26 protein-coding genes are annotated in these 23,652 nt (G+C 34.9%); 14 read left to right on the plus strand and 12 right to left on the minus strand.

Annotated features, from left to right (window positions below; genetic code table 11):
- The first annotated feature begins 261 nt into the window (after positions 1 to 261).
- Positions 262 to 1,506 (plus strand): ABC transporter permease, encoded by a 1,245-nt coding sequence (locus G7A72_RS05710; protein ID WP_165151781.1) that lies wholly within the window; start codon positions 262 to 264, stop codon positions 1,504 to 1,506.
- Positions 1,507 to 1,729: 223 nt separating this feature from the next.
- On the opposite strand, the gene prmC is transcribed toward G7A72_RS05710, so the two are convergent.
- Positions 1,730 to 2,584 (minus strand): peptide chain release factor N(5)-glutamine methyltransferase, encoded by an 855-nt coding sequence (gene prmC, locus G7A72_RS05715; protein ID WP_165151782.1) that lies wholly within the window; start codon positions 2,582 to 2,584, stop codon positions 1,730 to 1,732.
- A gap of 52 nt (positions 2,585 to 2,636) precedes the next feature.
- On the minus strand, positions 2,637 to 3,122 hold the full coding sequence (locus tag G7A72_RS05720) for a GNAT family N-acetyltransferase (RefSeq protein WP_113665300.1): 486 nt from the start codon (positions 3,120 to 3,122) through the stop codon (positions 2,637 to 2,639).
- A 137-nt stretch (positions 3,123 to 3,259) separates the two neighbouring features.
- Here G7A72_RS05720 and ribD point away from each other — a divergent pair, with 137 nt between their 5' ends.
- From ribD to G7A72_RS05735, 3 genes are read left to right on the plus strand one after another with little or no spacing between them, the layout of a single operon-like run.
- Positions 3,260 to 4,303, plus strand: coding sequence for a bifunctional diaminohydroxyphosphoribosylaminopyrimidine deaminase/5-amino-6-(5-phosphoribosylamino)uracil reductase RibD (gene ribD, locus G7A72_RS05725; RefSeq protein ID WP_165151783.1), 1,044 nt, complete (start codon positions 3,260 to 3,262; stop codon positions 4,301 to 4,303).
- Complete coding sequence (locus tag G7A72_RS05730) at positions 4,296 to 4,898, plus strand: HAD family phosphatase (protein ID WP_165151784.1); 603 nt, start codon at positions 4,296 to 4,298, stop codon at positions 4,896 to 4,898. Before ribD ends, G7A72_RS05730 begins: the two co-directional genes overlap by 8 nt.
- A 58-nt stretch (positions 4,899 to 4,956) precedes the next feature.
- A complete protein-coding gene (locus G7A72_RS05735) occupies positions 4,957 to 5,580 on the plus strand; it encodes a YigZ family protein (RefSeq protein ID WP_165151785.1) in 624 nt (207 codons plus the stop codon).
- Between the two features lie 29 nt (positions 5,581 to 5,609).
- Here the strand turns inward: G7A72_RS05735 and G7A72_RS05740 are convergent, their stop codons facing one another.
- Entirely contained in the window at positions 5,610 to 6,014 is a 405-nt protein-coding gene (locus G7A72_RS05740) for a thioesterase family protein (protein ID WP_165151786.1), read from the minus strand.
- Between the two features lie 184 nt (positions 6,015 to 6,198).
- Between G7A72_RS05740 and dnaA the strand changes: the two genes are divergently transcribed.
- The 5 genes from dnaA to G7A72_RS05765 all read left to right on the plus strand — a co-directional run bounded on the left by dnaA (position 6,199) and on the right by G7A72_RS05765 (position 11,193).
- Positions 6,199 to 7,626: a chromosomal replication initiator protein DnaA gene (gene dnaA, locus G7A72_RS05745; RefSeq protein ID WP_035674283.1), complete on the plus strand. Its 1,428-nt coding sequence runs from the start codon at positions 6,199 to 6,201 to the stop codon at positions 7,624 to 7,626.
- A 7-nt stretch (positions 7,627 to 7,633) separates the two neighbouring features.
- The gene (locus G7A72_RS05750; protein ID WP_113665295.1) at positions 7,634 to 8,101 is read left to right on the plus strand and encodes a low molecular weight protein-tyrosine-phosphatase; all 468 of its coding nucleotides are present in this window, start codon (positions 7,634 to 7,636) and stop codon (positions 8,099 to 8,101) included.
- 91 nt (positions 8,102 to 8,192) lie between these two features.
- Positions 8,193 to 8,915 carry an SAM-dependent methyltransferase gene (locus tag G7A72_RS05755; RefSeq protein WP_165151787.1) on the plus strand — a complete coding sequence of 241 codons (723 nt, stop codon included), beginning with the start codon at positions 8,193 to 8,195 and terminating at the stop codon, positions 8,913 to 8,915.
- A 189-nt stretch (positions 8,916 to 9,104) separates the two neighbouring features.
- Positions 9,105 to 10,232, plus strand: coding sequence for a methionine aminotransferase (locus G7A72_RS05760; RefSeq protein WP_165151788.1), 1,128 nt, complete (start codon positions 9,105 to 9,107; stop codon positions 10,230 to 10,232).
- A gap of 79 nt (positions 10,233 to 10,311) precedes the next feature.
- The gene (locus G7A72_RS05765) at positions 10,312 to 11,193 is read left to right on the plus strand and encodes an SDR family oxidoreductase (RefSeq protein ID WP_165151789.1); all 882 of its coding nucleotides are present in this window, start codon (positions 10,312 to 10,314) and stop codon (positions 11,191 to 11,193) included.
- Positions 11,194 to 11,251: 58 nt separating this feature from the next.
- On the opposite strand, the gene G7A72_RS05770 is transcribed toward G7A72_RS05765, so the two are convergent.
- The 4 genes from G7A72_RS05770 to G7A72_RS05785 all read right to left on the minus strand — a co-directional run bounded on the left by G7A72_RS05770 (position 11,252) and on the right by G7A72_RS05785 (position 13,641).
- Entirely contained in the window at positions 11,252 to 11,566 is a 315-nt protein-coding gene (locus tag G7A72_RS05770) for a hypothetical protein (RefSeq protein ID WP_241258581.1), read from the minus strand.
- Positions 11,567 to 11,638: 72 nt separating this feature from the next.
- Positions 11,639 to 12,169, minus strand: coding sequence for a YceI family protein (locus G7A72_RS05775; protein WP_165151791.1), 531 nt, complete (start codon positions 12,167 to 12,169; stop codon positions 11,639 to 11,641).
- Between the two features lie 49 nt (positions 12,170 to 12,218).
- A complete protein-coding gene (locus G7A72_RS05780; RefSeq protein WP_165151792.1) occupies positions 12,219 to 12,971 on the minus strand; it encodes a pirin family protein in 753 nt (250 codons plus the stop codon).
- 88 nt (positions 12,972 to 13,059) lie between these two features.
- Positions 13,060 to 13,641, minus strand: coding sequence for a Crp/Fnr family transcriptional regulator (locus tag G7A72_RS05785; RefSeq protein WP_113665291.1), 582 nt, complete (start codon positions 13,639 to 13,641; stop codon positions 13,060 to 13,062).
- A gap of 148 nt (positions 13,642 to 13,789) precedes the next feature.
- Between G7A72_RS05785 and udk the strand changes: the two genes are divergently transcribed.
- The 5 genes from udk to G7A72_RS05810 all read left to right on the plus strand — a co-directional run bounded on the left by udk (position 13,790) and on the right by G7A72_RS05810 (position 19,413).
- Positions 13,790 to 14,398: a uridine kinase gene (gene udk, locus G7A72_RS05790; RefSeq protein WP_113665290.1), complete on the plus strand. Its 609-nt coding sequence runs from the start codon at positions 13,790 to 13,792 to the stop codon at positions 14,396 to 14,398.
- Positions 14,399 to 14,548: 150 nt separating this feature from the next.
- Entirely contained in the window at positions 14,549 to 14,872 is a 324-nt protein-coding gene (locus G7A72_RS05795) for a septum formation initiator family protein (RefSeq protein WP_113665289.1), read from the plus strand.
- A gap of 126 nt (positions 14,873 to 14,998) precedes the next feature.
- Complete coding sequence (locus tag G7A72_RS05800; RefSeq protein ID WP_165151793.1) at positions 14,999 to 16,363, plus strand: methylmalonyl-CoA mutase subunit beta; 1,365 nt, start codon at positions 14,999 to 15,001, stop codon at positions 16,361 to 16,363.
- Positions 16,364 to 16,430: 67 nt separating this feature from the next.
- Entirely contained in the window at positions 16,431 to 18,569 is a 2,139-nt protein-coding gene (gene scpA, locus G7A72_RS05805; protein WP_165151794.1) for a methylmalonyl-CoA mutase, read from the plus strand.
- A gap of 325 nt (positions 18,570 to 18,894) precedes the next feature.
- A complete protein-coding gene (locus G7A72_RS05810) occupies positions 18,895 to 19,413 on the plus strand; it encodes a hypothetical protein (protein ID WP_113665287.1) in 519 nt (172 codons plus the stop codon).
- Positions 19,414 to 19,485: 72 nt separating this feature from the next.
- Here the strand turns inward: G7A72_RS05810 and G7A72_RS05815 are convergent, their stop codons facing one another.
- The 5 genes from G7A72_RS05815 to dapF form a co-directional block, all read right to left on the minus strand.
- Positions 19,486 to 20,127 carry a peptidoglycan-binding protein LysM gene (locus G7A72_RS05815; RefSeq protein ID WP_165151795.1) on the minus strand — a complete coding sequence of 214 codons (642 nt, stop codon included), beginning with the start codon at positions 20,125 to 20,127 and terminating at the stop codon, positions 19,486 to 19,488.
- A gap of 96 nt (positions 20,128 to 20,223) precedes the next feature.
- A complete protein-coding gene (locus tag G7A72_RS05820) occupies positions 20,224 to 21,138 on the minus strand; it encodes a DUF2279 domain-containing protein (protein ID WP_165151796.1) in 915 nt (304 codons plus the stop codon).
- A 2-nt stretch (positions 21,139 to 21,140) separates the two neighbouring features.
- Positions 21,141 to 22,181, minus strand: coding sequence for an endolytic transglycosylase MltG (gene mltG / locus G7A72_RS05825; protein WP_165151797.1), 1,041 nt, complete (start codon positions 22,179 to 22,181; stop codon positions 21,141 to 21,143).
- An 81-nt stretch (positions 22,182 to 22,262) separates the two neighbouring features.
- Positions 22,263 to 22,796 carry a GNAT family N-acetyltransferase gene (locus G7A72_RS05830; protein WP_113633611.1) on the minus strand — a complete coding sequence of 178 codons (534 nt, stop codon included), beginning with the start codon at positions 22,794 to 22,796 and terminating at the stop codon, positions 22,263 to 22,265.
- A gap of 26 nt (positions 22,797 to 22,822) precedes the next feature.
- Entirely contained in the window at positions 22,823 to 23,605 is a 783-nt protein-coding gene (gene dapF / locus G7A72_RS05835) for a diaminopimelate epimerase (RefSeq protein WP_165151798.1), read from the minus strand.
- Positions 23,606 to 23,652: the final 47 nt, after the last annotated feature.

Consider the following 23,652-nt stretch of genomic DNA (forward strand, 5'->3'; position numbering starts at 1 on the left):
TCTATTTTTCACAGGAGTTCAGAGAACTTCGTTTGCAGCGAAAATAGGGAAGTAAAAAACAATATTGTTTTCTTGCCTGAAAGAGCGACCAAAGGAAGCTCCTTTTAGGCAAAAAAAAACAAATTATTTTCACTGACAGGTTGTAGCGAAAAGCTGGACACGAGCGAAGCGAACTGACGAAGTAAATAGCTCCTAAAAAATAAATTAGGATTTTTGAAAAGGAAATTTGTAACAAAAATTGTATTTTCGTGTCAAACTGCTATGATGTTAAAATTATTCAAAGAAAATATTCGCATTGCACTAGGTTCTATCAGAACGCAATTGTTGCGAACGGTTCTTACGGTGATGATTATCGCTATTGGAATCACGGCTTTAGTCAGTATTCTTACGGTTGTTTCGGCACTTGAAAATACGATCTCCTCCGATTTTGCATCGATGGGAGCCAATACCTTCAACCTAAAACAGTATGAAAACACTGTAAGAAGACAGGGAAGAGACGAACGTGAAATAATTAATCCTATCATTTCGTATCCTGAAGCGGTGGCTTTTAAGAATAAATACAGCTATCCTTTTACGGAAACTTCGCTTTCATTTACCGCTACTTCTGGCGCAGAAGTAAAATTTGAATCGTCAAAAACGGATCCTGAAAATTCAATTGTAGGAGTCGATGAATTTTTCATGACTAATTCCGGTTTAGAAACAAGTGCTGGACGAAATTTTACAGGATTTGATATTGACAACAATGCGTATGTTTGTGTTGTAGGTTCTGATTTTGAAAAAGGACTGCTCAAAGACGTGAATCCAATTGATAAAATAATTTCAATCAGAGGCGCTAAGTTTAGGGTTATTGGTGTACTAAAAGAGAAAGGATCCACCTTTGGGAACAGTCAGGATTTGCGGGTTTTAATCCCAATACAATTAGCGCGTTCCTTATTTACGGCGCCTAATATCAATTATACGGTGAGTGTTATGGTTGGCAAAAAAGAGTTGCTGGACCAAGCCATTGACAATGCTAACAGCACCATGCGCAGGGTTCGTAAATTAAGTCCGGTTGAAGACAACAATTTTGGAATCGTCCGCAGTGATGACCTAATCAACCGAATTTTAGGCATCACTCAATATTTGGGACTTGCTTCTTGGCTGATAGGTATTATCACCGTTCTTGGTTCTTCTATCGCTTTGATGAATATTATGATTGTCTCGGTAACAGAACGTACCCGAGAAATTGGGGTCAGAAAAGCATTGGGAGCCAAAAAAACGACTATAGCAATTCAGTTTTTCATAGAAACATTGCTAATTGGTCAACTGGGCGGATTAGTTGGAATCATTTTTGGTATCCTAATTGGATTTGGTATTGCAACTGCAATGGATTTTGCATTCGTAATTCCGTGGGGTGCTATAATAGCAGCTTTCATCACCAGTTTCATCGTAGCCATTGCTTCCGGATTATACCCTGCTATCAAAGCCGCTGTATTAGATCCAATTGAAGCGTTACGATACGAATAATAGTAGTGTTCAAAATCATTGCATGAAATTTTTCAGGAAAAAAATTTGGGCGCGACCCTATTAAAAAAAGGGGCTATTAACCATATGAGTTAATAGCCCCTTTTTTTAATAGGGTCGGGTCATACGCGTTACAAGGTAACTAGCTCCTACCCCTCACGCAAACCGCATAAAACTAGAACTTTTACAGGTACAGCAACCTAAATTAAATAACATCGCTTCGTTCCTAGCGATGACAACTAATCATGCGATCGTTCCCGTAAATATCGTTGCGCAATTCGATGTTTTTGAAATTCATTTTTTCAAGCAAATTGATCATTTCTTTTCCTAAATACTGATTGATTTCAAAATACAACTGACTATTTTCAGAACCATTTTTCTGAGCTAATTCGGCTATTTTTTTATAGAAAATTAATGCGTCGTTATCTTCTACAAAAAGTGCCAAATGTGGTTCATTGTCCAAAACATTTTTCTTGATTTCCACCTTTTCAAGATTCCGGACATAAGGCGGATTGGACACAATAATATCAAATTGTTGCCCTAAATCTTCTGTTTCAAGAATGTTTTGATTGATAAAAGTGACGTTTACAGCATTTATTTTGGCATTCCTTTTGGCTGTAGCCAAAGCTTTTTCAGAAACATCAATCGCAAAAACCTGAGCATTTGGAAGATTCTTCGCCAATGAAATAGCGATGCAACCACTTCCTGTTCCAATATCAAGAATACGGATCTTTTTATTTTCTCCTTTTGACTTTTGACTTTCTAAAATCCACTCGACTAATTCTTCGGTCTCTGGTCTTGGAATTAAAACATTTTCATTGACTTCAAAATCCAAACCATAAAAACTGGTTTTTCCCAACAAATATTGAATCGGAATCTCCTGTTTCAATTGTTCTAAAATCAAGTTCCAAACTACAATTTCTTCCTCCGAAAAAACCAAATCAGGATGTAAAGCCAAGTCAATTCTTTTTAATTGCTGTTTATCCTCGAGAACCAAATAAAAAAAACTCTCGGCCTCACCTGCATCGCAAATGGGTGTAAGTTGCTGAATAAACTGGCTTCTGTATTCTTTGATTTTCATTTTATAGTGGTATCGATGCTATGAAGCAATTCGGCAATTCAACTTTTAAAACTTACAGCTCTTTTAGCATCCAAACCGGACAACTAACATGACCGGTACTTCCCATAGGACCAGAAATATATTCAAAACCTGTCTTTTTATATAATTTTTGTGCATCAAGCATAAATGGCATCGTTTCCAAATAGCATTTTTCGAAACCAAAATTTCGAGCACTTTGGATACACACTTCCATCATTTCAGTTCCAATTCCAATGCCGCGAGTTTCAGGTAAAAAATACATTTTCTGTAATTCGCAAATGCTATCTGCTTCATTTGCAAGCGGAGCAATTCCGGCTACACCTACAATTCTTCCGTTGTTCTCCACAACGTAATAAACGGATTTTGGTTTATTGTATTCTTCATACATTAAATCCAAATACGGATCTTCATAGGCTGTTCCCACTTTTGGAATATCCAATTCATCAAAAACGGCACGAATTAATTGTGCAACTTCAGGATTGTCCTCTTTATTTATTTTTCTGATAATGTAGTTTTCCATTTTTTCAAAATCTGATTATACCTGCAAAAATAGAAATTGTTTACTATTATTTTTAAAAGTTTCAAACAAATCCCAACTCGCTTCCGAAGTTTCGATACAGGATTGGGGCTAACCTCAAAAATTACTACTTTTGTGAAGTGAAAATACATGAAAAATACATAAAACGGTGCATCGAATTAGCAAAAAATGGTTTAGGAACAACGTATCCAAATCCTTTAGTGGGCAGTGTTATAGTTTATAAAGATAAAATCATTGGTGAAGGCTGGCATAAAAAATCAGGAGAACCGCATGCCGAAGTCAATGCTGTAAATTCCGTTAAGGACAAATCATTATTGAAAAAAGCCACGATTTATGTGAGTCTGGAGCCGTGCAGTCATTTCGGAAAAACACCTCCATGTTGTGATTTGATTATCAAAAATAAAATTCCAAATGTGGTCATAGGAACAGTGGATCCTAATGTAAAAGTAGCTGGAGACGGAATCAAAAAACTGATTGAAGCCGGAATATATGTCACCGTAGGTATCCTTGAAAAGGAATGTCATGAACTTAATAAAAGATTCTTTACATTTCACGAAAAGAAAAGGCCGTATATCATTTTGAAATGGGCCGAAAGTATAGATGGCTTTATTGCACCCACTGAAAAATTAGAAAGAAAACCGGTGTGGATTACCAATACGTACTCTAGACAATTAGTACACAAATGGCGTACTGAAGAACAAGCGATTCTCGTGGGAACTCAAACGGTTATTGATGATAATCCAAAACTAGATGCCAGAGATTGGTATGGAAACAATCCGATTCGAGTGGTTTTAGACCAAAATAACCGAATCCCAAAAGACAATCATATCCTTGACAATCAAGTTAAAACTATCCTATTTTCCAGATTTGAAACGTCTGTTGAAAAAGAAAACAGTATCTTTGAAACAATCGATTTTGAAAAAAATGTAGCGCAGCAAGTTATTCAATCGTTGTATAAACATAACATTCAATCCGTTATTATTGAAGGCGGAAGACAAACAATACAAACTTTTATCGATGCCAATCTTTGGGACGAGGCACGAATATTTATTGGAAAAGTCCAATTCAAAAATGGGATCAAGGCGCCTAATCTTGTTAATAAACAATTCGAAAAACATTTTATTAGTGCTGACGAACTTATAATTTCTAGCAACCATGATTAATACTATAATATTTGATTTTGGAGATGTATTTATCAATTTAGATAAGCAAGCCACCATTAATGCTTTTAAAAAATTAGGATTGAAGGAATGGAATGAAGATCTGGATTTTTTGAATAAACAGTTTGAAACTGGGCAAATCTCCCGTGAAAACTTCCTTTTTGGAATTCAAAAACACATTCCTACTGCCAGCATAAAAGAAATATTGTCCGCTTGGAACGCGATACTTCTTGACTTTCCGTTGTATCGATTAGAATTTCTGCAAATGCTTTCTGAGAAATACCGTCTTTTCTTATTATCCAATACGGATGCAATTCACATCGAAAATTTCGAGCAAACGCATGGAGTTTCATTTTACAGGGATTTTTATCAATGTTTTGAAAAAGTTTATTTTTCATTTGAACTTGGCTTGAGAAAACCCAACCCTGAAACATTCCATCATTTGATAAACAACCATGAATTAGCTCCCAAACGCACGTTATTTGTGGATGATAAAAAAGATAATACAGATGCTGCATTCGCATTAGGATTTGAAGTTTGGAATTTACAAGTGGGAGAAGAAGATGTCATCAATTTACTGGATAAAAAGATAATTTGATAGCAACTACCTCAGCAATCTAAGTCAAATTTAAGTTTCACTCCCTTTTGTATTCAAATTGAAAGACACCTACCGCACTATTGAAATCCCATCCGGGCAAATTCTTTTTAAAGAAAAAAACAGCAAGTTTTTTGGATATGTGTATCCAATCAAAACTGAAGAAGAAGTAAAACCACTCCTTGAAATTTTGCGAAAGCAGCACCCTAATGCAGGACATTTTTGTTATGCCTACCAAATGGGCAGTGATGCAATAATTTACAGAGCAAATGATGACGGAGAACCAAGCAATAGCGCTGGAATGCCGATTTATGGACAAATTCAGTCCTTTTCAGTCACAAATGTATTGATAGTTGTGGTTCGGATATTTGGTGGAGTGAAATTAGGAGTTGGCGGATTGATATCGGCTTATAAAACTACTGCGCAGCTGGTTCTTGAAAGCTGCAACATTGTCGAAAAAACAATTGATATTCATTTTGAAATCACTTTTGATTACCAAAACATGAATAAAGTGATGCGTGTAATCAAGGAAAAAAAACTGGAAATTGTATCTCAGGAAATGGAAATAGATGAAATTACGACTCTTCCAATGGGTAAAATTGAACTAAAAACACGAAAAAAAAATGCCGAAATGATATTCGACATTTTCAATTCGATGTTTGAAATCAAAATAAATCGACTTTAATTTCGCTACAAAATTGCCTCTTTTATAATTTAATCCATTGTTTTTAACAATTCCAAAATATAATCTGGAGGAGCCGTTGGTCGACCCGTTTTTAAGGACACAAAAACCAGAATAAATTGGGCTGTTGTTAATAACTCATTCGACTCATTATAAATTGCGCAATCAAATTCAATCTTCACGGAAGTCTGACTTTTGAAAACCGTATGAACCGTTAGCAACTCATCATAGCGGGCTGATTTTTTATAATTTATATTCATGGAAACTATAGGCAACGCAATACCGCTTTCCTCCATGCTTTTATATGAAATCCCTTTGTTTCTAAGCCATTCCACCCTTCCTATTTCAAAATATGGAATATAATTCCCATGATAAACAACTCCCATTTGGTCTGTTTCGGAGTATCGAACCCTAACTTCTATTTGATGATCTTTCATTAATTATGAATTAAAAATTTAAATTTTGAACGGTGCCTTACAACAATAATTCGTAAAATTATTACCCTATATATTTTTTTTTACAGAAATTTGTTCACATATTTGTTACCCCGATAATAAATAACAAAACATCTTTTTTTTAGTAAGATAACAATTACCAAATAAAAACAATTTTATAGAATATATGAACAAAACTGCTCAATCAGTATGGGAAAACTGTTTGTCTTTCATAAAAGACAACATCCAAGACCAAGCGTACAAAACTTGGTTCGAACCAATCAAATCAGTTGAACTTACCGATAACGCATTATATATTCAAGTTCCAAGTAAATTTTTCTATGAATGGTTAGAAGAGCACTATGTAAAATTACTAAAAGTAGCCCTTACCAAAGAACTTGGAAAAAACGCTAAGTTACTTTATAAAATCAGAATGGAAAACACTTATGGCAATAAACAACCGTTTACGGAACAGTTGCCAAGTGCGAATAGAGTTCCTATGAAACCACAGGAAGTGGATGCTCCATTTAAAAACTTAAACCCAGAATTAAAAAATCCTTTTGTCATTCCGGGGATTCGAAATTTGAAAATTGAATCTCAACTGAATGCAAATTATAGTTTTGATAATTTTTTAGAAGGAGATTCCAATAGATTAGCCCGTTCTGCAGGTATGGCTGTTGCCAATAAACCGGGTGGAACTTCGTTTAATCCTTTATTAATTTTTGGAGGAGTTGGTCTTGGAAAAACACACTTAGCGCACGCTATTGGTGTAGAGATAAAAGATAAATATCCTGAAAAAACGGTTTTATACATTTCAGCTGAAATTTTCACACAACAATATATCGACTCGGTTAAGAAAAACAACCGAAATGATTTTATTCATTTTTATCAATTAATTGATGTTTTAATTATTGATGATGTACAATTCCTTTCCGGTAAATCTGGAACTCAGGATGTATTTTTCCATATCTTTAATTATTTACATCAAAATGGCAAACAGGTAATCTTGACTTCTGATAAGGCGCCTGTTGACATGCAAGATATTGAGCAACGTTTATTATCGCGTTTCAAATGGGGATTGTCTGCTGAATTGCACCAACCGGATTATGAAACCAGAATTTCCATCCTGAAAAACATATTGTACAGAGATGGTGTAGAAATTCCGGAAGAAATTATCGAATATGTGGCCCGCAATATCAAATCAAATGTTAGAGAATTAGAAGGAGCAATCATTTCACTAATAGCGCAATCGTCTTTCAATAAAAAAGAAGTGACATTGGAACTTGCTAAAAGTGTAGTGGAAAAGTTTGTGAAAAATGTAAAAAGAGAAATTTCCATCGATTATATTCAAAAAATTGTATCGGATTATTTCCAATTGGATTTAGAAACATTACAGTCGAAAACAAGAAAAAGACACGTAGTTCAGGCGCGTCAGTTAGCCATGTTTTTTGCAAAGAAATTTACTAAAGCTTCTTTGGCAAATATTGGTTCCCAAATTGGAGATCGCGACCACGCAACGGTGTTACACGCTTGTAAAACTGTTGATAATTTAGTTGCTACTGACAAACAATTCAAAAAATTCGTTGAGGATATCAATAAAAAATTAACGTTGTAAAAGCATCATGTCTGTAAAAATTCTAATGGTTTGTTTGGGGAATATTTGCCGTTCTCCATTGGCAGAAGGCATTTTGGCTTCAAAACTTCCTAAAGACAAATTCACAGTTGATTCCGCAGGAACTGGTTCTTGGCATATTGGCCATTCACCTGATGAACGTTCTATTGCTGTTGCAAAAAAAAATAAAATTAGCATTTCAAATCAAAAAGGACGACAATTCAGCAAAACTGATTTTGATGCCTTTGATTACATTTACGTAATGGATAATTCAAATTATGAAGATGTAATTCAGCTTGCTGAAAACCAACAACAAAAAGAAAAAGTCGAACTTATTTTGAATGAATTATTCCCAAACGAAAAAGTAGATGTTCCCGATCCTTATTTTGGTTTACCAAATGGTTTCGAAATTGTTCACAACATGCTAGATGAAGTGTGCGAGATAATTGCAAAAAAACTAATTGCGAAGCACACATAATTTTTCTGCGAAAAATTACTTTGGGTTCATAATACAATCCTGACCATATCATACTACAAATACATTACTTTTAGGAACATAAATTACACCTATGAAATCAAATACTGTTTTAGGGAAACTCTATCTAATCCCCACCACAATGGGTGACTGTGACCCTATGGACGTTTTGCCGCAAACCATAAAAAGAAGTATTGATCTCATAGATTATTATATTGTTGAAAACGACAAAACAGCTCGTAAATCTATCAAAGGTGTTAATCCCGAGAAAAAACAATCCGAGTTAAAACTTTTTGTATTAAACAAACACACCGAAACCAAAGAACATTTAGAGTTCATAAAACCGCTACTTGAAGGTTTCAATATGGGTTTAATGAGCGAAGCGGGATGTCCCGGAGTGGCTGATCCTGGTGCTGTAATTGTAAAATTAGCACATGAAAAAGGAATTCAGGTTATTCCTTTGGTAGGTCCTTCTTCTATTCTTTTGGCAATGATGGCATCAGGAATGAACGGTCAAAGTTTCACTTTTCATGGTTATTTACCTATTGAGAAAGATGAAAAGAAAGCCAGTTTTAAAACTTTAGAAAGAGTTTCTTTCGAAAAAAACCAGTCTCAAATTTTCATTGAAACTCCGTATCGCAACAACAAATTACTGGAAGATCTGGTGCAAACTTTACATCCTGAAACGCATTTATGCATCGCCACGGACATTACTTTACCTACAGAATACATCAAAACCAAAAAAATTGCGGCTTGGAAAAAAGAAACCATCGATTTACACAAACGCCCCACAATTTTCATCATTCACAAGATGTAAATTCAAAATGTTTTTTATTAATATTAAAGAATGATATCAGTAAAAACTTCAGAACTTACAATTTGATATAACAATAGTAAACTTTAAATTTTTCGACTCAAAAGAGTTAATAAAAGATAAAACAATACTTGTAATCATTAATTCTAATTATAAAAACCTATTTTTATAATTAGAATTAATGATTTTTTTATGAGTAAACTTCCAAATATCAGTACGAGTATTTTTACGGTTATGTCAAAAATGGCTACTGAATATAATGCCATCAATCTTTCTCAAGGTTTTCCAAACTTTCCTGTTGATGAACGATTAACAGATATTGTTGCCAAACTGACCAAAGAAAATGTACATCAATACACGCCAATGTCTGGCTATCCAACGTTATTATCAAAAATAGCGACACTAATTAAAAACTCCTATGGAAGAACTATTCAGCCTGAAACAGAATTGCTAGTTACCGCTGGAGCGACACAAGCCATTTTTACCACCATAACAGCTTTGGTAAAAAGCAATGACGAAGTGATTATCTTAGATCCCAGTTATGATTGCTATGAAGCGCCCGTATTATTATGCAACGCAAATCCGGTTCGGGTAGCACTGAATGATGATTACACTCCAAATTGGGAAATTATCGAAAAAGCATGTACTGTAAAAACTAAAATGATTATCATCAATAATCCGCACAATCCAACGGGGAAAATTTTAACAGAATCTGATTTTGAAGCCTTGGAAATCCTGCTCGAAAAACACCCTGATATCGTACTTCTTTCTGATGAAGTCTATGAATACATCACTTTCGAGGAGAAACATATTTCAGCTCATACACGCGAGAAACTATTGAATCGTTGTGTGATGGTTTCTTCTTTTGGAAAATCGTTCCATGTTACAGGATGGAAAGTGGGCTATTTAGCAGCACCGGAATATTTGATGAAGGAAATCAAAAAAGTACATCAATTTTTAGTATTTAGTGTCAATAGCATTTGTCAGGTTGCCATTAGCGAGTATTTAGAGATTGTTTCTGTTTCTGAAATCGGGAAATTATATCAGGAAAAACGGGATTATTTTAGACAATTATTAAAAGGCAGCCGCTTCAAACTCATGCCGTGCGAAGGAACTTATTTTCAGGTAGTTTCGTATGCAGCTATATCAAATGAGAATGATGTTGATTTTTGCAAACGCCTCATTATAGAACATGGCGTTGCTGCAATTCCTATCTCTACTTTTTATGCCGATGGCAAAGACCTGAAATTAATTCGGTTTTGCTTCGCCAAAGATAATGCTACGCTTGAAGAAGCCGCTAAAAGATTGTGTGCCATCTAAAATCAGTATTTAAATTTATTTTTATTATGCATGCATACTATTTAATTTTATTATATTTACAATAAAAAAATATCGAAATATGAGCTATACAGATAAAATGTTACGCGACGATGCCCTAAAAGGCAAAGTGATTGTCGTAACCGGAGGCGGAAGCGGTTTAGGAAAAGCAATGACCAAATATTTCTTGGAATTGGGTGCGCAAGTGGCCATTACTTCCCGAGATTTAGAAAAACTGAAAAATACTGCTGCAGAACTGGAAACGGAAACCGGCGGAACTTGTCTTCCTATTCAATGTGATGTACGTCATTATGAAGAAGTGGAAAATATGCTCCAAGAAGTGTTGAAAGCTTTTGGTAAAGTTGATGTTTTATTAAATAATGCTGCCGGAAATTTCATTTCTCCAACCGAAAGATTATCTGCCAATGCTTTTGATACTGTAATTGATATCGTTTTAAAAGGATCCAAAAATTGTACACTTGCTTTTGGGAAACATTGGATTGACACCAAACAAAAATCATCTACTATCTTAAATATCGTTACCACTTACGCTTGGACAGGTTCTGCTTACGTGGTACCTAGCGCAACTGCAAAAGCAGGAGTTTTGGCAATGACACGAAGTCTCGCTGTAGAGTGGGCAAAATACGGAATTCGTTCGAATGCAATTGCTCCTGGACCGTTCCCAACTAAAGGTGCGTGGGACCGATTGTTACCTGGAGATTTAGCAGAAAAATTTGATATGGCTAAAAAAGTGCCGTTAAAACGTGTGGGAGATCATCAGGAATTAGCCAATCTAGCGGCTTATTTAGTTTCTGATTTTTCAGCATACATCAACGGAGATGTCATAACAATTGACGGTGGCGAATGGCTCAAAGGCGCTGGACAGTTCAATTTACTTGAAGCAATTCCTGAAGAACTTTGGGATCAACTGGAAATGATGATCAAAGCAAAGAAGAACAAATAATAGTTTTGTATAAAATAAAAAGAGAGTCATTCACATGGCTCTCTTTTTGTTTCTGCTACTATTTAGTATTTTCCAAGGCAAGTAGAATTTCACTTTTCAGTAAACCACTTCCACCGCCATAATGCTGAACAATACTAATATTTGGATTTGGATTTTTATTTTTGAAAAAAGAACACAATTCAGCTTCACTTTCTTCGTGAATTCCGGAACCTAACAATACAATAGAAAAATCTTTTTTTAGAAAAATTTCCTTCGCTTCCTCATCATTCATAACGCCTACTCCATTCCAAATCTCGTTTGCATTTATCAATCGGATGACGGTTTCTAGAATTTCCGGATGTCTTCCTATGTATAAAATATTTGTGGTTTCCATCATTTCATCTTTAAAAAAACACAAATCTCAAATGACATAATTCATTTGAAATTTGTGACTAATTACTTTATATTATTGTTGCAAAAATTGCAACTCGATGTTCAAACGAACTTCTTCGCTTACTAAAACACCTCCTGTTTCAAGAGCAGAATTCCAGTTTAATCCCCAATCTTTTCTATTAATTTTTCCTTCTAAAGCAAGTACCATTTTAGTATTTCCCCAAGGATCTTTCATTAATCCTCCGTATTCTGCCGCTAACTCCAATGATTTTGTAATGCCGTGTAAAGTCAAATCTCCCACTAATACGTATTCGCCTTCATTGATTTTAGTAACAGAAGTAGCGCTAAATTTAATTTCTGGAAACTGAGGAGCATCAAAAAAATCAGCACTCAATAAATGAGTATCTCTGTCTGCGTTTCCTGTTGTTATAGAATCAATTGCTCCTGTAAATTCAATTTTCGAGTTTTCTAAATTGCTGTCTTCTGCTTCAATTGTTGCATCAAATTTTGAAAATTTACCTGAAACATTAGTAAACATCATGTGTTTTACTTTAAAACCAATTTCTGAGTGTGTTGGGTCAATTACCCATTTTGTTGTTGACATAATATTATTTTATTTAAATTATTATTATTTATTTCTATTATCTAGCAGATTACAATTGCATCGGAACTTCCATCAATAGGATCTCTGCATTAGCTGAATTAGCGGTGATTTTTATTGTATTTGTATCCCAAATCCCTAATCCGTCACGTTCATTTAAAGCGATGTTTCCTATTGTAAAATCTCCTTTTAAAACAAAAGCATAAATTCCATTTCCTGGTTTTTTCAATTCATACGAAGTAGAAAAATCATTATCAAACTTCCCAATATGAAACCAAGCATCTTGATGAATCCAAACCCCTTCGTCTTCTGGATTTGGAGATAAAATTTGCTGTAATTTATTGTGACGATCATTTAAATCTAAAGTGATTTGGTCATAACGAGGCGTTACATTTTTTTTATTTGGATAAATCCAAATCTGTAAAAATTTAACCAACTGATCTTTGTTTTTATTGTACTCGCTGTGAAAAATTCCGGTACCGGCGCTCATCGCCTGGATATCACCTTCCTTGATTACGGTAGTATTTCCCATACTGTCTTGGTGTTCTAAATCACCTTCGAGAGGAATAGAAATAATTTCCATATTATCATGTGGATGTTTCCCAAAACCCATTCCTTGGCTGACTCTGTCATCATTTAGAACGCGTAAGACTCCAAAATTCATACGTTCTGGATTTTGATAATTGGCAAAGCTAAAGGTATGATAGGATTCTAACCAACCATGATTAGCGTGACCGCGAGTATTTGCTTTATGCAAAACCGAATTAGTAATTACACCATCTATTTTTTTATCTGTATTTTCCATTGTCCTGTTCTTTAATTGTATGATGCAAAGTTGCGTCAAAAAAAAAGCGCATGCATTGAACTAGGACAAGAAATGAAAAAAGCGAAATCTAGAGTTTAGCAATTTTAGTTCTTACTTTACTTAAAAACTCAGCTGAAATTCCCAGATAAGAAGCAATATAATGCTGGGCAACGCGCTGTGAAAGAGTGGGATAATGTTCGAGAAACTCTAAATATTTCTCGGTTGCCGATTTAGAAATCGTATTAAATAAACGGTCCTGAGTGACGGCAAGACTTCGTTGCATCAGAATACGGAAAGCACGTTCAAACTTTGGGGCTTTCGCAAATAATTCCTCTTTTGTTTCCGGACTAAAAAGGAAGAATTCACAATCTTCCAAAGTTTCAATGTATACGCTGCTGGGATTATCTTCGTAAATACTAAATGAAATATCACTCACCCAAGCATTTTCGATCGCAAATTGCAGAATTACTTCTAAACCATTGGCATCAATGTAATATTTTCGGACACAGCCTTTGATGACAAATGCTTCAAAACTACACATTTCGCCCTCCTGAAGCATAATCGTTTTCTTAAGAACCGTTTTGTATTCCAACAAAGAATTGAAAATTTCTAATTCTTTTGGTTCAAAAGTGACATACCGACTTATATTTTTATTGATTTGTGAATACAATGTTTTAAATTTTAGAAACTAAAGATAGAAAAACATCAAGTAATAACTCCCAATAAATATAGTAATTTAGCAATATTTCTTAAAAAAAGAAAAACTGCTCCCGATAAAATTCCTATTTTTGTCCAGATAAAAACATAACAAAAAATTTATGCTCATTATAGGAATTGCAGGTGGTACAGGAAGCGGAAAAACAACCGTTGTACATCAGATTATGAATGAATTACCACAAACAGAAGTTGGTATTATTTCTCAAGACTCATATTACAAAGAAAATCACGGACTATCATTTGATGAAAGAGCATTAATTAATTTTGATCATCCGCGTGCCATTGATTTCCCGTTATTAGTAGCTCATCTCAAGGAATTAAAAGAAGGAAACAATATCAATCAACCCGTTTATTCTTTTGTAACACACAATAGAACAGACGATACCGTTTTTACACATCCTCGAAAAGTGATGATTGTAGAAGGGATTTTAATCTTGGCAAATCCAGAATTAAGAGAATTATTTGATGTCAAAATATATGTTCATGCTGATTCTGACGAGCGATTAATCCGACGGATGAAACGTGATATCGCAGAACGTGGCCGAGACATGAATGAAGTAATCAACAGATATCAAACTACTTTGAAGCCCATGCACGAGCAGTTCATTGAACCAACTAAAGCATTTGCGGACATCATCATACCAAATGACAAATACAACACCGTAGCCATTGATGTGGTTCGTGCGGTAATAAATCAAAAAATTCTATAATTTATTTGTAATTTTAGTGGAATAATAATTAAGAGCTATTTCCCGTCTCGTCTTAAAGACGAGATTGCAATCTTTTAGTACGTGAATCTTCCTTCGTCATCATCACCTACTAAAAGGATTTCCACTGTAATCGGGGCTAAAAAAAATAAAATGAAAAATCCGTACAAAGAGAAACCTTGGTTTAAATTTTTAAGCAACAAATATGTCTGGGTTTTGTTGTTTTTTTGTACATGGATGATTTTTCTAGACAACTATTCGTATTTTGACCATCGTATTTTGGATCAACAAATTGAAGATCTAGAGGATAATGCCACTTATTACAAAGAAGAAATAAAAAAGGATCAGGAAAACATAAAGCAATTAAAAAATTCAGAACAAATAGAAAAATACGCCCGCGAAAAATACTATATGAAAAAAGATAGTGAAGATATTTATATCATCGAATTCGAAGGTGACACGATTGAAAAAAAATAAAATCCCATCCCCAACCCTTCCCAAAGGGAAGGGAGTTTAAAATTTATTGTAATTATTAAAACATAACACCAAGTTTCGGCTCCCTCTCCTATGGAGAGGACTGGGGTGAGGAAAATAACCAACAAAATGGCTAAAAACCTTTTCAATGATTTCAGTCCCATTTCCTCCAAACAATGGAAACAAAAAATCCAATTTGAACTCAAAGGAGCGGATTATAATGAAACCTTAGTTTGGAATTCTCCGGAAGACATTCAGGTAAAACCTTTTTACCACAAAGATGAATTCACTAAAGCTTTTCCTGTTTCCACTAAAGCAACTGAATTCAAAATTTGCCAAAATATATTTGTCTACGATGTTGAAAAATCAATAGAAAGAGCGCGCGACACCTTGAGTCGTGGTGCGGATAGCCTTCGGTTTACAATAGAAAATGAATCAATTGATATTACTAATCTTTTGGAGCAATTACCATTAGAAAAAGTTACCGTTTATTTTAATCTTGGATTTATTTCAATCGATTTCGTTAAAAAAATTGATGCTTTCGCAAAAAAAAATAATACTGTTATTTTTTGTAATCTAGATCCAATTGGGCAATTAGCCAAAGATGGAAACTGGTTTGTAACTAAAGAAAAAAGCAATTTTGATACACTGAATTTACTTTCGGAAGAAACAAAATCAGTGTCATTAATTAGTATAAATGCTGCTTTATATCAAAATGCAGGTGCTAATATGGTGCAGCAAATTGCTTATAGTTTAGGACAAGCCAATGAATATTTCAATAGAATTGAAACGATAAATAAACCTATTGTTTTTGAAGTTGCCGTTGGTACAAATTACTTTTTTGAAATTGCAAAACTACGTGCGTTGCGATTACTTTTTAATCTGATAGCCAAGGAATACAACCACAACTTGGATTGCAACATCATCGTTTCACCAACCAAACGAAACAAAACATTGTATGATTATAATGTAAATATGTTGCGAACCACAACCGAATGTATGAGCGCAATTATTGGCGGAGCAGATGCTATTGCAAATTTACCGTACGATGCCTTGTACCATAAAGACAATGAATTTGGCGACCGAATTGCCCGAAACCAATTATTGATTCTTAAAAACGAAAGTTATTTTGACAAAGTCAATAATCCGGCTGACGGCAGTTATTATATCGAAAATCTTACGAATCAATTAGCCGAAAAAGCATTGTTTTTATTCAAAGATATTGAGGCAAATGGAGGTTTCTTGAAACAACTTAACGATGGAATCATCAAAAGGAAAATTCAGGAAAGTGCTGATACAGCTCAGGAACTATTTGATTCTGGGAAAGAAATTCTATTAGGCACAAACAAACATCCTAATAAACAGGACAAAATGAAACATGATTTAGAATTGTTTCCTTTTGTAAAAGTCAAACCAAGAAAAACCTTGATTACGCCCATAATTGAAAAACGTCTGGCAGAGAAAATAGAACAGGAAAGATTGGATCTTGAATAACATCCGAAAATTTCGGTTAATCAAAATTAAAAATTAATCAGCATTCGTGTAATTTGGTACTTAACTAATGAAAAGAAAAGATTTACAACATATAAAATTAGAAAGCACACCGTTAATAGTGGAGAATGAAAATTCTTTGGCCGATGCTTTTCTAACAGCAGAGGGAATCAAACTAAAACCAACGTATTCGGAGCAAGATATTGAGCATCTTACTCATCTTGATTTTGGAGCTGGTTTTGCACCAAATTTACGCGGACCTTACGCTACAATGTACGTTCGCCGACCATGGACAGTACGCCAATATGCAGGATTTTCGACCGCTGAAGAAAGTAATGCTTTTTACAGAAGAAATTTGGCTGCAGGTCAAAAAGGATTATCCATCGCTTTTGATTTACCTACACACCGTGGTTATGATTCCGATCATGAACGTGTGGTAGGTGATGTAGGAAAAGCGGGAGTCGCGATTGACACCGTGGAAGACATGAAAGTATTATTCGACCAAATTCCGCTGGATGAAATGTCCGTTTCCATGACGATGAATGGCGCCGTTTTACCTATTATGGCTTTCTATATCGTCGCCGCCGAAGAACAAGGCGTAAAACCCGAATTACTCTCAGGTACGATACAAAATGACATTCTGAAAGAGTTCATGGTGCGTAACACGTATATTTATCCGCCAACGCCTTCGATGAAAATTATTGCTGACATTTTTGAATTTACCAGTAAAAAAATGCCGAAATTCAACTCGATTTCAATTTCCGGATACCACATGCAAGAAGCGGGAGCCACTGCTGATATTGAGTTAGCTTACACGCTGGCAGATGGATTGGAATACATTAAAACTGGATTAGCAACCGGAATGAAAATTGATGAATTCGCTCCAAGATTATCTTTTTTCTGGGCGATTGGTATGAACCATTTTATGGAAATTGCCAAAATGCGTGCGGGAAGAATGATTTGGGCGAAACTAGTCAAACAATTTGAACCAAAAGACGATAAATCATTAGCATTGCGAACCCATTGTCAAACTTCGGGTTGGAGTTTAACAGAGCAAGATCCTTTTAATAATGTAGCACGAACTTGTATTGAAGCTTCCGCAGCAGCTTTTGGAGGAACACAATCTTTGCATACAAATGCTTTGGACGAAGCCATCGCATTACCAACAGATTTCTCGGCAAGAATTGCCAGAAACACGCAACTCTATTTACAAGAGGAAACTAAAATTACCAAAACCGTCGATCCTTGGGCAGGCAGTTATTATGTAGAAAGCTTGACGAATGAGATTGCAGAAAATGCTTGGAAACTTATCGAAGAAGTTGAAGAACTAGGCGGAATGACTAAAGCCATTGAATCCGGAATTCCAAAACTTAGAATCGAAGAAGCGGCAGCCAGAAAACAAGCAAGAATAGACAGTGGTCAGGATATTATTGTAGGTGTCAATCAATACCGATTAGAAAAAGAAGATCCTTTACAGATTCTGGATGTGGATAACCAAATGGTCCGCAAACAACAATTGGAACAATTAGACCGAATCAAAGCCACCAGAGATTCTGAAAAAGTTCAGGATTCGCTGAAAAAATTAATCCTTTGTGCTCAAACTGGTGAAGGAAATTTACTGGAAATAGCTGTTGAAGCTGCTCGAAACCGAACTACATTAGGAGAAATCAGCGATGCACTAGAAACGGTTTTTGGAAGATACAAAGCACAAATTAAATCCTTTAGCGGTGTGTATAGCAAAGAAATAAAAGACGACAAAAGCTTTGAAAAAGCAAAACAACTGGCAGATGAATTCGCTAAAAAAGAAGGACGTCGCCCACGAATAATGATTGCCAAAATGGGACAAGACGGACACGACCGTGGCGCTAAAGTGGTAGCCACCGGTTACGCTGATGTTGGTTTTGATGTTGATATTGGCCCACTTTTTCAAACGCCAGCTGAGGCTGCCAAACAAGCGGTAGAAAATGACGTGCATATTTTAGGGGTTTCCTCACTTGCTGCTGGTCATAAAACCTTGGTTCCTCAAGTGATTGAAGAACTTAAAAAGTATGGTAGAGAAGATATTATGGTGGTCGTAGGCGGGGTAATTCCAGCACAAGATTATCAGTTTTTATTTGATGCCGGTGCAGTTGCCGTATTTGGACCTGGAACAAAAATCAGTGAAGCAGCCATTAAAATATTAGAAATTTTAATGGGAAGTTTCGAGTAAAAAGAACTCATAAAAAATTATTACTTATAAAGCATCAATCGAAAGGTTGGTGCTTTTTTTGTTAAAACATTGATAATAAGTCATTTAAGTCTTATTAAAAAAACATGAAATTATTGCCTTTTATTAACATTGTTTATGGAATACGTTAACAGTCAGAACTTTAAAAAATAGGTAAATTTACATATACTTATGACAATTTACATTTTAAATCATTGATAAACAGATAATTAAATATTTAAAAAAAAGGGGAAGAAAAGACAAGCCTTAACATTCATTAGACCATTACAAGTATTAAAACTCATTAATTAATTTAAAACTAAATATTATGAAATCACTTATTATTATCATCCTTTTCAGTTTTTCTATAACTGCATTTTCTCAGGAAACAGAGAAAGGAAAAATCAAAATCGAAGAATTGCCAGGAGTAGTTATCAAAAGGGTCGGAACTGATTTTTCAGTTTATATCCCAGATAATAATGCGGATCAAAGAGTTCAAGTGGTGGAAGAAAAATTTATCGCTTACGATTTAGGAAAAGACGCAGAGGGCTATGAAGAATATCTTGTAGTAATGGAAGTAAAAAACGGCTCTTTGACCGCTACTTATAATGAAAAAGGGAAATTAGTTCGCGTAGTAGAAAATTTTAAAAACGTAAGACTTCCCAGTGAGGTTATTTACTCCATTTACAGAACGTATCCTGGCTGGTCTATTGTGAATGACAGTTTTTTATACACACAAGAGGACGGAGACGTCCTCAAGAAACAGTATAATGTTAAAATCAAAAAGGATAAGGAAGTAGTTAAATTATTAGTACGTCCAAATGGAGAAATTCTTAAAGCGAAATAATCCATTTATAATTAAACAGAAAGAGGCTGTCATGAATTTGACAGCCTCTTTTATATTTAGCAACAAAAGGGATTAAATATTTTTCACTTTTGCATTAATATCTGCAATTATGAAAGAAGTATCATAACCGCCAAACATTTTCATGTAAGATCGTATGGAACTTCCGTAAGCATCTCTAAAATTACGTTTTCCCTTGTGTTTAAAATATTTTTTGACAGATCCTGCTCCTCCTAAATGTGCCGCAGCTAAGATACCGGATTCTGTGATTTGAATACCGTTTAATATTGTACCCTCATATTTTTCAATTTCTGTTTTCAACTCCCATTTATTTTTTGCTAAAAGCGCTAAAAATGCTTTTTCTTGCAATTCAGGGCTATTCAAAAAAGCGGAGCGATTGTATATACCTACTGATTTTAATGTTTCAACACCAAACTGGTATTTACCCATATAACCAAGAGAATTGATTTTTTTATATTTATTTTCAGATTCTCTATAGCCAATGGCTTCTTTAAATCCAATAAAAAAATTTCCGGTATAAGGGATGTTTAAATTAGCGTATTCTTCTTGTTCTTCGGATGGATATAAGTAGTGTGTTCCATCTTCTTCATTGATGAGAAACCATGGGTTGGTTTCTAAATTAAAAGGTTTAAAACCTGAGCTCAAAAAAACTGTAATAACAGTCAGACTTGCATAAAAATACCATTTCTTTATCATAAATTGTTTTTCTTCAAACGCTGTCCCGTTATGAAATTTCTACGAGCAAAGATACAATAAAAATAATTATACTGATAATCAAGCAGTTAAACTTTTCTAAAAATAGATGAAGTGGTATTTTACATCGTTGAAACGCATAAATTCGATTGTTGGTGCAGGAATTTTAACGGTATTAAAAACCGAAAAAACGGTCTTTAGAAAATGGGAATTGGTCTTAATTTTTGTTAAATCGACATCCAAACTCAGGTAAAATTGTCTAAATCGTTGTGGATGTGAGGCTAAAAAAGCAGTTGTATCTTCATTTCTCCCAGTAATCATTCCTTCTGCTCCATAACCCAATGCTAAATTCAGCCATTTTGGTATTTTAGAACCTTTAGCAAAAGAATCTAAATTGACCGAAAGCCAGTACGTTTGTCCGTTATAATCCTTTAAAATTTGTTCCGAGAAGGAACTACCCAATACTTCCGGTCGTTCACTTGCATATTTTGTAGTATGAAAAGAGAATTTTGGTGTAATCCGTTGTTCGTGCCACATTAATTCTTGGGAAACGTACAAAGCGGTTCCAGTAGCGTTAGCAATAATGTCGCCGGAGGAAGCGCCCCATTCAGATGAATGTCCGTCTAAAACCTCGACAGCGGTCAGAAATGCAAATCCGAGTCCAGCGCCATAAAGCAACTGATTTTTTTTAGTAGCACCGCTCCACTGTAGCATTTGGGCACCAAACCGTCCTAAATGATAGGAAGAAAAAACATGACCCGCTTTATCCATTTGAAGCCAATCTGAATTGTCATTAATAAAATGAAAATCAGATTTAGGATAATCGGCGTACCAAAGTTGGTTCAAACCTGCTAAAGTTCCGGTCGCCAAAACAGCCTCCGAAATAACCACTGAATTTTGTCTTTTCCTATTTAAAGAATCGGATGGTTTAAAAAAGCTTTCTGCGGTATTTTGAGAATTTCCAATTTGAAATCCAATTAAGCATAAAAAAAGTAAGAGTGTTTTGTATCTCAAAACTATCTTTTCACCCCTTGACTGTTGATCCAATCGGAATATTTTTTGGCGTTTTTATTGTGTTCTTCTAAGGTAGCAGCAAACTCATGGTATCCAAAACGTTCCACACTGGCACAGAAATAGATAAAATTATTTTTCTCAGGATCTAAAACAGCTTCTAATGCGGTGATGTCTGGCATAGCGATAGGTCCCGGAGGAAGACCCAAATTCATATACGTATTATACGGATGTGACATTGTCAAATCATTGTAGAAAACTCTCTTAATAACCTGATTAAAATCATTCGATTTCTTTTTCATCGCAAATATTACCGTTGGATCCGCCTGCAACGGCATTCCAGCTCTCAAACGATTCAAATACACGCCTGCAATTCTTGGTCTCTCGTCTTTTTTAACCGATTCTTTATGAACAATGGAGGCCAGAATAGTAGCTTCAATTGGAGTCAGTCCTTGTTTTTGTGCTTTGGTAATTCTTTCTTTATTCCAAAAATTACGATACTCTTTGATCATCTTATCGCGGAACTTTTCAGCGGTAGTGTTCCAATAAATCTCATAAGTATTCGGAATAAACATCACCAAAACGTTTTCTTCATTGAATCCGTTTTCCTTTAGAAAAATAGAGTCTTTAAACGAATTCAATAACAATAAACTGTCGGCTTCAATTTGCGAACCTACGCGTCCCGCCAAATTTTCCACACGTTCCTGATTGTTGAACGCTAACTTTACTGCCGAATTAAGTCTTAAGGTTTTAACCAGTTCATAACTGTTCATTCCTTTTGTCACTAAAAAACGTCCCGGAATCACATTATCAGAATACCCTCTTTTACTGGCAACCATGTCAAATCGATCCATGTTTTCGACATAAGGCGCCATTATTTTTTTGACATCATCATATTTAGAATCCGTTGGAATATAAACATAGACTTCGCTCTCCGAAAATTTTGTGTTGGAGGAAAAAATCTGACGTAAAATAACCAATCCGTAAATCATTAATAGTGATATTAAAATTACGGAAACTATAGTGATGATTTTCTTTATATTCATGTGTGGTATTTTTTTGTTGGAGTGTTAGTATTTATAATCTTCTCTTTATGTTTAAAAGGTGCGGAATTAAAACTGTATTTTTTAAAATTTAGTATTAATCAATTGAAAAATAGCTTCGTCTTTGTATTTTCCGTTTACAAAAGTCCAATCTTTTTTGACGCCTATCATTTCGAATCCAAATTTAGTAAAAAGAGCTTTACTTGCTTCATTTTCGGTTCCAATATTTGCATATAATTGGTGTAAATTAAGATTAAAAAAAGCATATTCTATTAATAATGCCAAAGCTTCTGAACCAATGTTCTGTTTTCGGTTTTCGTTATTTTGGATTACGATACCCACTCCTGCCCTGTTATTCTTTGGATCAAAATCAAATAAATCGATTAAACCCAAAGCGGGGAAATCCTGATCCTGACAAATAGCCAATCGCAATTGCTTGGCTTCATAAATATCCTGATGGGCATTTTCTAAATATTGTTTGACTAAAAATCGACTGTAAGGTGTGTGTGTATTACTGACTTCCCAAATGCTCTGGTCGTTTTCTATGGCATAGACAAACTCCAAATCATTGGGTTCTAATGCACGTATATAGATGTTGTCGCCTTTTAATGTTTTCATTTAAGTATTTGGTTCTTGGTTTTAAGTTAAATCTCGATAGTTCCTTTAAATACAAATTCCGCTGGTCCTTTCAGGAAAACATTAGTAAATTTCCCTTCTCCTTTATCAAAAGAAACGACTAATTTTCCGCCTTCCACATTTAAATCAATAGAAGAAGAATCTGTTTTTCCCAACACGTTCATCGCAATTGCTACTGCTGTAGCGCCTGTTCCGCAAGAAAGAGTTTCGTCCTCTACGCCTCTTTCATACGTTCGAAGCGAAAAAGTGGTATCGTCAATCTGTTTTACAAAGTTGATGTTGCTTCCTGCTTTCCCATACAAATCTCCGTATCGAATAGCAGCTCCATTTTCCTTGACATTATAATTTTCTAAATCGTCTACCAATTGTACATGATGCGGCGAACCTGTATTCATAAACACATGATCTGGACTTATTTTTACAGCATCAACATCAATCATTTGTAGTGCAACCAATCCGTCATCGCCAATTGTCGCGTGGTGCAAACCATCTGTAGCTATGAAAGTAGTTTCGTTCTCTATTACGTTCAGCTTTTTGGCGAAAGCCACCAAACATCTTCCACCATTGCCACACATGGAACTTTGGTTTCCATCAGAGTTGTAATAGACCATTTTAAAATCAGTTTCAGGATCATTTTCCAGCAAAATCAGCCCATCGCCTCCTATTCCAAAACGTCTGTCGCATAAACGGGCAATCAGTTGTGTATTCTCCTTTGGAAAAAACTCCGAACGATTATCAATCATTACAAAATCATTTCCTGTTCCTTGGTATTTATAAAATTCTAGTTGCATTTTAATTTGTGTTGAGTCCAACAAAAGTACGAACTATTAATGAAATG

Origin of the sequence: Flavobacterium sp. Sr18 (assembly GCF_011064265.1) — a bacterium.
Taxonomy (GTDB): Bacteria; Bacteroidota; Bacteroidia; order Flavobacteriales; family Flavobacteriaceae; genus Flavobacterium; species Flavobacterium petrolei.